This is a genomic window from Arthrobacter sp. B1I2 (genome assembly GCF_030816485.1).
Lineage (GTDB): Bacteria > Actinomycetota > Actinomycetes > Actinomycetales > Micrococcaceae > Arthrobacter.
The window spans coordinates 224,247-237,477 of record NZ_JAUSYC010000001.1; the positions used below are offsets into that span (position 1 = coordinate 224,247).

11 protein-coding genes and 1 tRNA gene are annotated in these 13,231 nt (G+C 65.4%); 6 read left to right on the forward strand and 6 right to left on the reverse strand.

Going from position 1 to position 13,231, the window contains the following annotated elements; genetic code table 11:
• Positions 1-287: 287 nt before the first annotated feature.
• The 4 genes from QFZ57_RS01020 to QFZ57_RS01035 all read right to left on the reverse strand — a co-directional run bounded on the left by QFZ57_RS01020 (position 288) and on the right by QFZ57_RS01035 (position 2,918).
• Complete coding sequence (locus QFZ57_RS01020; RefSeq protein ID WP_306897307.1) at positions 288-1,442, reverse strand: tyrosine-type recombinase/integrase; 1,155 nt, start codon at positions 1,440-1,442, stop codon at positions 288-290.
• The gene (locus tag QFZ57_RS01025) at positions 1,442-1,669 is read right to left on the reverse strand and encodes a helix-turn-helix transcriptional regulator (RefSeq protein WP_306897309.1); all 228 of its coding nucleotides are present in this window, start codon (positions 1,667-1,669) and stop codon (positions 1,442-1,444) included. The genes QFZ57_RS01020 and QFZ57_RS01025 overlap by 1 nt, the downstream gene beginning before the upstream one ends.
• 135 nt (positions 1,670-1,804) lie before the next feature.
• Positions 1,805-1,881: transfer RNA gene (locus QFZ57_RS01030), tRNA-Thr, on the reverse strand.
• Positions 1,882-2,030: 149 nt separating this feature from the next.
• On the reverse strand, positions 2,031-2,918 hold the full coding sequence (locus QFZ57_RS01035; RefSeq protein WP_306897311.1) for a DsbA family protein: 888 nt from the start codon (positions 2,916-2,918) through the stop codon (positions 2,031-2,033).
• A 179-nt stretch (positions 2,919-3,097) separates the two neighbouring features.
• On the opposite strand from QFZ57_RS01035, the gene QFZ57_RS01040 reads away from it, so the two are divergent.
• From QFZ57_RS01040 to QFZ57_RS01055, 4 genes are all read left to right on the forward strand, one after another.
• Positions 3,098-4,600, forward strand: coding sequence for an alpha,alpha-trehalose-phosphate synthase (UDP-forming) (locus QFZ57_RS01040; protein ID WP_306897314.1), 1,503 nt, complete (start codon positions 3,098-3,100; stop codon positions 4,598-4,600).
• Positions 4,590-5,426, forward strand: coding sequence for a trehalose-phosphatase (gene otsB / locus QFZ57_RS01045; RefSeq protein WP_306897316.1), 837 nt, complete (start codon positions 4,590-4,592; stop codon positions 5,424-5,426). Before QFZ57_RS01040 ends, otsB begins: the two co-directional genes overlap by 11 nt.
• A gap of 218 nt (positions 5,427-5,644) precedes the next feature.
• Complete coding sequence (locus QFZ57_RS01050; protein WP_306632383.1) at positions 5,645-6,727, forward strand: ABC transporter ATP-binding protein; 1,083 nt, start codon at positions 5,645-5,647, stop codon at positions 6,725-6,727.
• A gap of 118 nt (positions 6,728-6,845) precedes the next feature.
• On the forward strand, positions 6,846-8,264 hold the full coding sequence (locus QFZ57_RS01055; protein ID WP_306897320.1) for a DUF4032 domain-containing protein: 1,419 nt from the start codon (positions 6,846-6,848) through the stop codon (positions 8,262-8,264).
• 3 nt (positions 8,265-8,267) lie between these two features.
• Here the strand turns inward: QFZ57_RS01055 and QFZ57_RS01060 are convergent, their stop codons facing one another.
• Positions 8,268-9,638, reverse strand: coding sequence for an FAD-binding oxidoreductase (locus tag QFZ57_RS01060; RefSeq protein ID WP_306897322.1), 1,371 nt, complete (start codon positions 9,636-9,638; stop codon positions 8,268-8,270).
• Positions 9,639-9,815: 177 nt separating this feature from the next.
• Between QFZ57_RS01060 and QFZ57_RS01065 the strand changes: the two genes are divergently transcribed.
• Positions 9,816-11,549, forward strand: a complete 1,734-nt coding sequence (locus QFZ57_RS01065; protein WP_373461161.1) for a glycoside hydrolase family 13 protein — start codon at positions 9,816-9,818, stop codon at positions 11,547-11,549.
• A 2-nt stretch (positions 11,550-11,551) separates the two neighbouring features.
• Positions 11,552-12,607: a LacI family DNA-binding transcriptional regulator gene (locus QFZ57_RS01070; RefSeq protein ID WP_306897327.1), complete on the forward strand. Its 1,056-nt coding sequence runs from the start codon at positions 11,552-11,554 to the stop codon at positions 12,605-12,607.
• Here the strand turns inward: QFZ57_RS01070 and QFZ57_RS01075 are convergent.
• Entirely contained in the window at positions 12,604-13,131 is a 528-nt protein-coding gene (locus QFZ57_RS01075; protein ID WP_306897329.1) for a hypothetical protein, read from the reverse strand. The two genes, QFZ57_RS01070 and QFZ57_RS01075, sit on opposite strands and share 4 nt — an antisense overlap.
• Between the last annotated feature and the right edge of the window lie 100 nt (positions 13,132-13,231).

The window sequence follows — 13,231 nt, forward strand, 5'->3', positions numbered from 1 at the left end:
TTGACGATCACCAAGACCGCGAAGAACACGGTGGTCAACGCAGGCGGCAGGGTGACGGCCCGTGCTACGTCCTGCTGCGAGCTGAGGATAATAAGTAGTGGAGAACGCTTGGCTTCCGGTCTTCCCGCAGATCCTCTGTGAATGGTGGCACGATCCTCCCCGCCGCGAATGCGGGATCGAGGAGCGCACCACCTTTTCGCCCGGGCTTTAGGGCTTCGGCGCCAGCCGGTCCAGGACCGTGGTGTAGTCCGCCACGTCCCTCAGCCGCTCGATGTAGGCGGCGTGGGTCATGGAGACGTCGGCGTGACCCAGCATGGCAGCAGCAGCCCCTCGGTCAGCTCTCTGGCGAGAAGGGACGCAACCGTTCGCCGAAAGGCGTGTGGAGTGATGGCTGACGTGTTCTCCATGTTGGACGCGGTCAGCGCGGAGCGCAGCTGCCTCCGTACGCTTGACGCCTGAACGTAGGTGCCGGTCCTGGACCAGAACAAGGCCCCCGCTTTGTTGTTTTCCGGGGATTTGAAGCTCCTGCGGATGAGTACGTCGACGACAAACCGAGGCACTGGGATGACCCGCTCACTGCTGCGGTTCTTGAGGAAGCTCTGGCGGTACTTGGGGCCGTGACGGCGCTCCACCAGCGTTCCGGTGAGTGCGATCTTTCCGACGTCGCCTGACAGGTCGATGTCTTCCAACCGGATTGCCAGGACTTCCCCGATGCGTGCCCCGGTGCCGATCAGAACGTCAACGACATCTGCGAGTACGTTGCTTGGGCGGGGACCGAATTGGCCGGGTTCTGTCCGCCAACTCCCGACAGCTTCGCGAACATCGTGCAGGGTAGCCGCGCTCAAGCTAACGGGCTTCTTCCGTGGCCTGTTCAGCCGATCGACCTCCCGCACTGGATTGCCACCCACGTACAGGTCGTGCCTGATGGCGTAGGACATGATCTGCATCAGCACCGTTTTGGCCAACCGGGCATTCGTGTGCCCTTTCCCGCCCACTACCAGCGACCTAAGGAAGCTGTCACAGGTGGAGGTGTTGATTTCATTGATCTTCAGCGCGCCGAGGGCGGGCTCGATGAGGCGGTAGATGAGCCCTTCGTACTGGTCCCAGGTCTGGCGCCGGATGCCACCCGTGCTGGCAGCCGCGATCATGTTCCCCTTGGCGTCGACATTGACCTTGGGGACCTCGATGCTGACGAGCCACTTTGAGGCGACGTCGTTCAGCGGAGGGTTCGCGGTCACTCGACCTGCGAGCAGTTGGCGCTCTTTCATGGACGCCAGCAGGGCTGTCTCGGCTTTGCCCTTGGTTGACCCGAACTTGCTGTAGATCCGAGTGACACCGTCCCAGCCACGGAACCTGCAGCTGGCCCGCCATTTTCCGGACGCTGTGTCTTTCTTGGCGCTGACCGTTCCCCAAGCACCAACCGGGAGGCTTGACCGCCCCATCAGGCCGCTGCCTTCGAAGTCTCGCCGATCCAGGCCTCAACAGCGGCACGATCGTAGCGAACGCTGCTGTGGAGCTTCAGAGCCTCCGGTCCGATCCCGGCAGAGCGCCAGTTGCGGAGGGTCTTGGGTGCCACCTGCAGCCAGAGGGCCACTTCCCCGGTGGTCAGGAGTTGCGGTGCGTTGCCTTGATCCGCTGCCGGTCCCAAGGTCTTTCTGCTCGTCTGCATGGCTTCTCTATGCAGCCCGCGAGCCGACGGGCGTCGCCGGTCTTCCTGAAAGCGTGTCGTAAGCGTGTCGTGCCCTGTTTTCGCACATAAAAAACCCCTCCGTTCGGGGCAAAATCGCCGGAACGGAGGGGTTTCTGGAGCCTCCTGTCGGATTCGAACCGACGACCCCCGCTTTACAAGAGCGGTGCTCTGGCCAACTGAGCTAAGGAGGCGTGCCCTTGCGGGCATGCACCGTGAAGGCGCTAGATAAGGTTAGCCCAACTCCCGCCGGGCGTAAAAACGCCGAGGCGGCGTCCATGGACACTGGAAGGGCCCGCCCCGGAAACGTTCCGGAACGGGCCCCCGGCCTGGCTGATGATCCTTAGCCCTTCGCGGCGATGGCTGCCTGCAGGAGGTCCGGGAACGGCGTCTGGGCGCTGTCCCCCTTGCCCCACTGCTTGCCGTCCACGAAGACGGTGGGGGTACCGGTAACCCCAATGGCCGCCGCTTCCTTGGTGGTGAACTTCACGAACGGGCGGTAGGTCTTGTCATCCACGCAGGAGCCGATGTTGGCGCCCATGTCGGACGCCATCTTCTTCAAGTCGTTGTCGGAAAGGCCTGCGCCGCCCTCGGCGGGCTGCTTGTCGAACAGTGCGTTGACGAAGTCGGAGTACTTCTCCGGGGATTCGTTGACCACACAGGCCGCGGCGTTGGCGGCCCGGGAGGAGTAGTTGGTGGTGGACCGGCTGTCCAGGAACCCAAGGGCCCGGTACTCAACCGTAATCTTGCCTTCGTTGCGCAAGGAGGTGAGCTGCTCGTTGTACTGGCTCTCGAAGTTCTTGCAGACGGGGCAGATGAAGTCGATGTAGAGGACCACCTTGACCGGCTTGCCGGCCTCCGCCTCGGCTCCCGGAGCCACCACCTCGGCGGGCGGAGTCTTCGGGGCGTCCCCCAGGGAAGCAGCGTCAACCGTGGCCGGCTCCGACTTGGCCACGTCCGTGTTGGCCAGCAGCGTAACGCCGCCATGCACGTTGGCGTTGGCCGGCGTGGGCCCCTGGTCCGCAATCGGGGCGTTCTGCTTGAGACTGTTGGTGACCACCAGCGCCACCACCACCAGGATGGCCACGACCGCTGCCACGATGCCCCAGCCGATCAGGAGCTTGTTGCGTTTGTCCTTCTTTACCTGCGCTTCGCGGATCAGGCGCGCCTGTTCCCGCGCCTCCGCGGTTCGCTCAGCCTTGGACTTACGTACTTCGTTTGCGGGGCTCATGAGTTCCTTGGGTCGATCGACGTGGGGGGTCCACTTCGTGGCACCTCCAACATTTTAGGGGAGAAAGCTGAGAGCTTGCGGTTTCAACTATTCCTTCGGGTTGACCAACGGACGAATAGCCCCGATGATTCCGTCCGGATAGGGTGGCTTAGAGGCACAAGCAACCCCAGGGGGCCGCAATGCAAACACCCGTCCAGGAAAAACCCGCCGGCGAAGCGACAGCCGAAAGTTCCGCTTCCAGCCACGCCGGCCATACGAAATACGACTTCATGGTGGTCTCGAACAGGCTGCCTGTTGACCGCGTGGCGGCAGGCGAAGGCGGTGATGACGACTCCGGCTGGCGCAGGTCCCCTGGCGGGCTGGTGACCGCGCTCGCCCCGATGATGACCAAAACGGACGGCGCCTGGGTTGGCTGGCACGGGGCGCCGGACGAGACCGTGGAACCCTTCAGCCACGGCGGCATGGACCTTGTTCCCGTTCAGCTCAGCACCGACGACGTGGAGCTGTATTACGAGGGCTTCTCCAACGCGACCCTGTGGCCGCTGTACCACGACGTCATCGCGCCGCCGGAATTCCACCGCACATGGTGGGATGCCTACCGCAGGGTCAACCAAAGGTTTGCTGACGCCGTCGTCAGCCATGCCGACCAGGGCGCCACCATCTGGGTGCAGGACTACCAGCTGCAGCTGGTGCCGCGCATGTTGCGCCGGGTACGGCCGGACCTGAGGATCGGGTTCTTCAACCACATCCCGTTCCCGCCGCCGGAAATCTTCGCCCAGTTGCCGTGGCGCCAGTCCATTATCGACGGGCTGCTCGGGGCCGACCTCGTGGGCTTCCAGCGGCCCAGCGATGCAGGCAACTTCATGCGCTCGGCACGCCGCTTCCTCGGCGCCAGCGTCAAGCAGCAGCAGGTGCACGTCAAGGGCCACGACGGGGAAATGACCCATATTGCACGCGCCCAAGCGTTCCCCATCTCCATCGATGCCCAGCAGATTCGCGAACTCGCGGCGAAGCCGGAGATCATCGAGCGGGCCCGGCAGATCCGCCAGGACCTGGGAAATCCCAAGACCATCCTCCTCGGCGTGGACCGGCTGGACTACACCAAGGGCATCGGCCACCGGCTCAAGGCGTTCGGAGAGCTCCTGGCGGACGGCAGGCTCTCCGTGGGCGACGCAACCCTGATCCAGGTGGCCTCCCCCAGCCGCGAGCGCGTGGAACAGTACCGGCTCCTGCGCGAGGAGGTGGAAGGGACGGTCGGCCACATCAATGGCACCTACGACACCCTGGAAAACACCGCCGTCCGCTACCTGCACCACAGCTACCCCGTGGAGGAGATGGTGGCGCTCTACCTGGCGGCGGACGTCATGCTGGTCACCGCGTTGCGGGACGGAATGAACCTGGTGGCCAAGGAATACGTCACCGCCCGGACCAACAACGACGGCGCCCTGGTCCTCAGCGAGTTCGCCGGCGCCGCGGACCAGCTCAAGCAGGCGCTGTTGATTAACCCGCACGACATCGACGGACTCAAAGCCACGATTATGCGTGCCGTGGAGTTGCCGCCGAGGGAGGCGGCGCGGCGCATGCGGGCCATGCGCAAGCAGATCCTGGACCACGACGTGGACCACTGGTCCGCGGACTTCCTGCGCGCCCTGAACGAGAAAGTGGTCCGCGATGACTCCTGACGGCCGCAGCACCAAGGCATCGCTGACGCTCACCCCCGAACTCCGGGAAGCGCTGCGTCGGATCGCCGCAACAGAGCACCTGCTGGTGGCCATGGATTTTGACGGCACCATGGCACCTATCGTGGGCCGCGCCCAGGACGCGCGGCCGCTTCCACGCTCAGCCGCGGCATTCGCAGGGCTCGCCGTGCTTCCACGCACGACGACGGCGCTCATCTCCGGGCGCGCCCTCGCCAGCCTGCGCGACGTCGCTTCCCCGCCGGTGGACACCCTGCTGATCGGCAGCCACGGCGCCGAAGCCTGGCTGGGACCCGGTTCCACCGAACTGACGCTGGATGCGGACCAGAAGGCGCTCCTTGAAGGAGTGCGGGCCGAGTTGGCGGGCATCGTGGCGGAGGCGCCGGGCACGTCCCTGGAGGACAAGCCCGCCGGCGTCGTCCTGCATACGCGCCTGGCCGCGGATGACGTGGCCGAGGACGCGGCGTCAGCAGCCCGGTCAGTGCTCCAGGACCGCAAGGGGGTCTTCCTGAAAGAGGGCAAGCGCGTCCTGGAGACCTCCGTGGTCAATGCCTCAAAGGGCGAAGGCGTCAGCTTCCTGAGGCAGGCCACAGGGGCCACGGCGGTGCTGTTCGCCGGCGATGACGTGACCGACGAGGACGCTTTTGGCCGGCTTGGACCAGGCGATGTAGGGGTTAAAGTAGGCCTCGATTTCACCCAGGCCCAATTCCGGGTGGAAGCGCCGGTTCACGTAGCGGAACTGTTGGAAGCCCTGCTCCAGGAGCGGAGCATCGCAGTGGCCGAGGAAGATCCGCAGGCAGCGTCCGGTTAGGACGTGCCCCGCGGCACATGTGACGTTCGTAACATTTGCGCTCAAAGAAGCATCTTCTGGCATACTCTTGGGTGTGATGTGGCGCACAACAACCGTGCGGCGTCACGTGGTGCTCCGCGGAAAGCCGCGGAGCATTTTGCAGGAACAAAACTGAATGAACATGTTCCATTCACAACGGATCGTCCGGCACGTACCTGCCGGTGAAGGGATTGATAACTGTGGCTACAGTTACTTTTGATAACGCTACGCGTCTGTACCCGGGCACAGATAAGCCCGCCGTCGATAAGCTCAACATCGACATCGCCGATGGCGAATTCCTGGTCCTCGTTGGACCCTCCGGTTGCGGCAAGTCCACCTCCCTGCGCATGCTCGCAGGCCTTGAGGACGTCAATGCCGGCCGCATCCTGATCGGTGACCGTGACGTCACCGATGTTCCGCCGAAGGACCGCGACATCGCGATGGTTTTCCAGAACTACGCGCTGTACCCGCACATGACTGTGGCCGACAACATGGGCTTCGCCCTGAAGATCGCCGGCATCTCAAAGGAAGAGCGCGCCGAGCGCGTCCGTGAAGCTGCCAAGCTCCTTGACCTCGAGCAGTACCTGGACCGCAAGCCGAAGGCACTTTCCGGTGGTCAGCGCCAGCGTGTTGCCATGGGCCGCGCGATCGTCCGTAACCCTCAGGTCTTCCTGATGGATGAGCCGCTGTCCAACCTGGACGCCAAGCTCCGCGTCCAGACCCGTACCCAGATCGCATCCCTGACCCGCCGACTCGGCGTCACCACCGTCTACGTGACGCACGACCAGGTCGAGGCCATGACCATGGGTGACCGCGTCGCGGTGCTGAAGGACGGCCTGCTGCAGCAGGTGGACACCCCCCGCAACCTGTACGACCGCCCCAAGAACGTCTTCGTTGCCGGCTTCATCGGCTCCCCCGCCATGAACCTGCTGGAACTTCCCGTCGTCGACGGCGGCGTGCAGTTTGGCGGTACGGTCTACCCCGTCCCGCGCGACGTCCTCCAAGAGGCGCACGGCTCCACGGTCACGCTGGGCAGCCGTCCCGAAGACCTGGAAACCGCTCCGCAAGGTGAAGGCCTGAAGGTGGAGGTGGACGTCGTTGAGGAGCTCGGCGCCGACGCCTACGTCTACGGCCACACCACGCTGGACGGCAAGGACCACGACATCGTGGCCCGCGTCGACGGCCGCCGTCCTCCGATGAAGGGCGAGATCATCTACGTCCGCCCGCAGTCGGGCCACGTGCACCTGTTCGACACCAAGACCGGCCTGCGTCTCGGCGACTAATCCCCGCATTACCGGCGGCGGCCCGCACCATTCCACAATTGGTGCGGGCCGCCGTCGGCCTTTAACCATGCCTGGGCAGGATTTAGCCGCCCTGCCCCGAGTACGGAAGAATTGACTCATGACCGAGGAACACAGCGCCCAGTGGCACGACGAACCCACCGACTACGCCCAGGTAGGTAAGCTTCCGCGGTTCGTGGCCGCCAGTGCCGATGACAACAAGGCAGCCTCCGTCGCCTCGTCACTGAACATCACGGCTGCAGCGGCGGACCCCGAACTCCTGGACCTGCCGTGGCACATCGCCCTCGAGGAGTGGCCCGCCGAATACCTGGCAGCACTCCCCCGCGGCATCTCCCGGCACATCGTGCGCTTCGCCCACCTCGGCGGCTCGGTGATCGCCATCAAGGAAACCTCCGAGCATGTGGCACGGCACGAATACCACATGCTGCGGAAGCTGGCCCGGCTGGATGTCCCCTGCGTGGAACCCGTGGCCGTGATCACCGGACGCACCACCCCGGACGGACGCCCGCTCAACCCGGTCCTGGTTACCCGGCACCTGAAGTTCTCCATGCCGTACCGGGCGCTCTTCTCCCAGATGCTGCGCAAGGACACCCTCACCCGCCTCATTGACGCCCAGGCGCTGCTCATGGTGCGGCTGCACCTTATCGGGTTCTACTGGGGCGACGTCTCGCTTTCCAACACCCTGTTCCGCCGTGATGCCGGCGCTTTCGCCGCCTACCTGGTGGACGCCGAAACGGGCGAGCTCTACCCGGACCTCTCCACGGGACAGCGCGAATACGACCTGGAAATTGCCCGCGTCAATATTGCCGGCGAGCTGATGGACCTCCTGGACGGCGGGCTCATTGAGGAGAAAGTGGACCCGGTGGCCACCAGTGAGCTGATCATGGACAGCTACCGGCGCCTGTGGGCGGAACTGACCGAGAAGGAATCCTTTGAACTGGGCGAACGCTGGCGGGTGGGCGCCCGCATTCGGCGCCTCAACGAACTCGGCTTCGACGTCGAGGAATATGCCATCAAGACCACTCAGAACGGCTCCACCATCCAGCTGCAGCCCAAGGTGGTGGACGCGGGGCACCATATGCGCCGTCTGCTGCGGCTGACCGGGATCGACGCCCAGGAGAACCAGGCCCGCCGCCTCCTCAACGACATGGACACTTTCCGGGCGGACAACAACCCGGACATGGACGAGGAATACAGCGCGCACCTCTGGGTGAGCCAGGTCTTTGAGCCCATCGTCAGGTCCATTCCCCGCGACCTCTCAGGCAAGCTGGAACCGGCCGAAGTGGTGCACGAGGTCCTGGAGCACCGGTGGTACATGTCGGAGAAGCAGGAACGCCATATTCCGCTGGCCGAGGCTGTGCAGTCCTACATTGACTTGATCCTCCGGCACCGGCGGGACGAGGCTGCGATCATGCTCAACCCGGATACCGAACTGTTGAAGATCCTTGAGGTGGAAAACGAGGAGTCCCGCTACGGTGCTGATGAATCGGCGGACGAGTATCCGGACTCGGACGACTGAGTCCTAGATCGCCTTTCCGGGGTTGAGGATCCCGGCAGGGTCAAACAGGTCCTTGATCCTGCGCTGAAGCTCCCGGACGGGCTCCGGCTGCTCCTGGCCCAGCCACCGGAGTTTGTACTGGCCCACCCCGTGCTCACCCGTGATGGTGCCGCCCATGGCCAGTGCCGCCGCGATGGATTCGTCCAGTGCCGCCTGCAGCCGCTGCATCGCGCCCGTGTCGACGTCCGCCCCCTGCCGGTCGATCCAGAACGTGGGATGCAGGTTGCCGTCACCGGCGTGGGCCACCACCTTGAGGTGCACCTGCTGGGCGGCGGCCATGGCTTCGAGCCCTGCAACGTAGTCCACCAGGCGGGACCGGGGAACAGCCACGTCCTCACCGACCCGGTACTCGTCGTCCACCTCGGTGCCCCTGCTGTGCCGGCGGAGCTCCACCAGCCGCTCCGCCTCTGCGCTTGCCTCAGTGGTTACCGTTGCCCCGCCTGCTCGGAGGACCTGGCGCACCACGTCCGCTTCCGCGGCAGCTCCAAACCCGTCCGTCTGGACCAGGAGCAGGGATTTCCCCCGTGCGGTGAGGTCGGAGCCATGGATGTCATCGAGCTGGGCCAACGTGCCGCCGTCGAGCAGTTCCATGATGGCGGGCTGGACGCGCGCCTTGCCCACAGCCAGGACCCCCGCAGCGGCCATCCTGAAGTCCGGATAGAAGGCGGCCACGGTGTGGACTTCCCGGGGCAGGTATTTCAGCCGCACCGTAATTCCGACGACGATTCCAAGCGTTCCCTCGGACCCCACGAAGAGGCCGGTGAGGTCATAGCCCGCCACGCCTTTGAAGGTCTGGTGGCCGGTGTGGATGAGGGACCCGTCGGCCAGGACGAGATCCAGCGCCAGGACGGAATCCCTGGTGACGCCGTACTTGGCACAGCGCAGGCCGCCGGCGTTGGTGGCAACGTTGCCACCAATGGTGGAGCTCCGGAAACTGGCCGGATCCGGCGCGTACATGAGGCCATGCCCTGCTGCCGCTTCGTTGAGGACGGCATTGACCACCCCTGGCTCCACGACGGCGGTTTCGTCGTCCGGATTCAGGGCGAGGATGCGGTCCATCCGCTCCAGCGAGAGGATGATGCAGTTCCTGGTGGCATGGGCACCACCGGATACCCCCGTGCCCGCACCCCGGGGGACGATCGCCACTCCACTGCCCGCGCACGCCTTCACCACCGCCTGCACGTCGGCCACTGATTCGGCGAACACCACAGCCAGGGGAAGCTGGAAGTCGATGACGGGCGCCTGGTCGACGGCGTACCGCCGGAGCGAAACCTCGCCGGTATCCACCTGGCCGGACGCCAGGACGGCTTCCAGCTCGTCAACGATGCTTCCCACAGAGCCTCCACCCGTCGTCGGACATACCTTTCCCCAGTCTAGGGCGTGCCTAAGGGGCCGTTGCTGGCCGTCCGGCCTGAAAGCGCTTCCAGTTATCCTCGTGTCATATCAAGCGAGTAACGAGGGAAGCCTAGAAGCAAAGATGGAAGCGTTTTCATTAAATGCGGTGACGCGGTTATGCTGGCTCTCATGTCTGTCGAAACTGTGACGCAGGGCACCTCGGCCCTTGCTGGTCCCCTGACGCTCATCCATGCTGCTGACACCGCGCCCGGCTGGTGGCGCTCAGCCGTGATCTACCAGGTGTACCCCCGTTCGTTCCGGGACTTGAACGGCGACGGTATTGGAGACCTGGCAGGCATTACGGAGGAACTGCCGCACCTGGCGGACCTGGGAGTCGACGCCGTTTGGCTGTCCCCCTTCTACCGTTCCCCGCAACGTGATGCCGGATACGACGTCAGCGACTACTGCGACGTCGACCCGATCTTTGGCACTCTCGGTGACTTCGACGTCATGATGGCGGAATCGCACCGCCTGGGCCTGCGGGTGATTGTGGACCTGGTGCCCAACCACTGCTCCGACCAGCATCCCGCGTTCCAGGCAGCCCTTGCAGCCCCGGCCGGCAGCCCGGAGCGGGACCTGTTCATCTTCCGTGACGGAACCGGCCCGGACGGACAGGAACCGCCGAACAACTGGCAGTCCCATTTCGGCGGGCCCGCCTGGACCCAGGCGGAAGGAAGGGACGGCCAGCCGGGCCAGTGGTACCTGCACCTCTTCGATTCCTCGCAGCCTGACTTCAATTGGGACAACCCCGCCGTCCATGCGGAATTCGAGCGTGTGCTTCGTTTTTGGCTGGACCGCGGCGTCTCCGGTTTCCGGGTGGACGTAGCCCATGCCCTGGTGAAGGCGCCGGGACTACCGGCCTGGGGCGGCCGCGCCGATGGCGGCAGCAGCGAGGGGTACCCCGGCCATGAGGCACCCATGTTCGGGCAGCCCGGCGTCCACGACATCTACCGGCAATGGCGGCTTGTCCTGGACGAGTACGGCCCGGACCGGATCCTCTGCGCCGAGGCGAGCGTGGACCTCCATCGGCTGGCCCACTGGGTCAGGCCGGACGAGATGCACCAGGCGTTCAACTTCCCGTATCTGCATGCGGGCCTGGACCCGTACCGGCTGCGCTCGGTCATCACGGACTCCCTGACCGTCCTTGACGGCGTGGGCGCCCCCAGCACATGGGTGCTCTCGAACCACGACGTGGTCCGCCACGCCAGCCGGTTTGGCTACAACGGCCATGGTCCACGGGACGGCGACGGCATCGGGGCGGCCGATCCCCGGCCCGATGAGGAACTCGGCCGGCGCCGCGCAGCTGCCGCTTCCCTGTTCATGCTGGGGCTTCCCGGCGCCGCCTACCTCTACCAGGGTGAGGAGCTGGGGCTGCCGGACGGCATCGACATTCCAGGCCACCTGCGCCAGGACCCCACGTTCGCCCGTACCGGGGGGCAGCGGCTGGGCCGTGACGGCTGCCGGGTACCGCTGCCCTGGCGGGCAGGAGACATGCACCTGGGCTTCGGTTCGGGAAGCGATCCCTGGTTGCCCATTCCAGCCTCCTTTGGCAGCCTGGCTCGGGACCTGCAGGCGGAATCGCCATCGTCGCACCTGTCCCTCTACCGGGACGCCCTGGCCCGGCGCCGGGAGCTGGACCTCGGCCGGGGATCCCTGTCGTGGGCCGAGGACTGGTGCACGGGGTCCTCACTGGGTTACCTGAACGGCACTACGCTGGTGCTTATGAACCTCAACCACGGGCCGCTGGAGCTGCCTGCAGGCCACGTCCTTATCCGCAGTACGTCCGCCGGCACGGAAGGACTGCTGGCTTCGGGCGAAACAGCCTGGATCCGCATCACAGCAGCAGACTGACCATGGCGGGCATCAAAGAAGTTGCCAGCCGGGCCGGCCTGTCCGTGGCCACCGTTTCCCGGGCCTTGAGCGGAAAGTCCAACGTCTCGTCCAGGAGCCGCCGCCTTGCGCAGGAGGCGGCACGGGAGCTCGGGTTCGTTCCTTCCTACCACGCGTCCAGCCTCGCATCGGGGCGCAACCACAACATTGGGCTGGTAGTGCCCAGCGTGCAGCGCTGGTACTTCTCCTCCGTGTTGGAAGGCGTTTCGGAAACCCTCCTGGACGCAGGCTACGACCTGACGCTGTACAACGTGGGCGAGCAGCCGGAGCACCGCAGCAGCATTTTGAACGACTTCCTGTTGCGGAAACGCCTCGACGCCGTCATCGCGGTCGCACTGGTGCTCAGCGAGGAAGAGATCGGCCAGCTGCTCGCCGTGCACCGTCCCATAGTGGGTATCGGAGGCGCGCTGCCCGGCGCCTCGACCATACGAATCGACGACGAGGGTTTGGCCATGCTGGCCACCCGGCACCTGATCGGACTGGGCCATACCCGGATCGCGCATGTCACCGGGGATGCGGAGCTGAACCGCGACTTCAGGCTTCCGCAGCTCCGCCAGCAGGGTTTCGCGGCGGCTATGGCAGCAGCGGGGCTGACGCTGCGGGAAGAGTGGCAGGCCACTGCGGACTTCACCATCCAGGGCGCCTACGCGGCCGGGCGCCGGCTCCTGGGAACGCCTGCCGGACGGCCCACCGCTATTTTCGCAGCTTCAGATGAGATGGCTGTGGGCATCATGCTCGCCGCACGCGACTTCGGCCTTCAGGTCCCGCAGGACCTTTCCGTGGTGGGGATTGACGGACATGAACTGGCGGAGACCTTTGGGCTGACCACCATCAGCCAGGATCCGCGGGGACAGGGACGGCTGGCGGCTGCCACTGCTTTGGCTTTGCTGGACACCACGGGCGGGAATTCCGACGGCGGCCCGGCGGCGGGTGCAGCCCGGGACCAGGAGTACCCAACGGAGTTTGTGATCCGGAACAGTACCGCTGTACCGCCTGAGGCGGCCGACCCGCGGGGTTAGGACCCGCCCGCAGGCGGCGCATCTTCCGTGGCATCGCCGGCGCCCATGAAACGTGCATACCTGTCCAGGATGCGGGGCCAGGCCGCCACGTACTCTTGACGGGCGGCGACGGGATCCTCGGCGCCTTCCCACCCTTCATGGCGGACGCGCACCTCGGTTCCGCTTTCGACGGCGCGGAACACCACCAGGAGCTCGGTGGACCACAGCGCCGTGGCCCCGGGGTGCCAGCTGGCATGGAACGACAGCGGCGGCTGCCAGTCGTCAAGGGTTCCCCAGATGCTGGTGCGGCCGTCATCGGCTGTTTCGAGGATGAGGTTCTCTTCGAACTCTACATAGGAGCCGGCACCGTAGACGCCGTGCTCTCCGAGGGGCCACCACAGGTGGGTGTGGTCGGTGAAACCAGCAAAAGCCCGGGCCACGGGGCCCGGCACAACTACGGTGTTCACCACCGGTTCCAGGGGCTCGGTTGCCCGCTGGGCGGCTTCTTCGAAAGGGTCCTGTGGGTGGCTGAAGATACTGCTCATGAGGGTCCACTTTACCCGCGGCAGCCGTGGCCGGCGCGAGTCTGGAGGGAGGGCATGCCCTCTGTGAAATGTGGTTAAAGCACCAGGGCCCTGACATTCC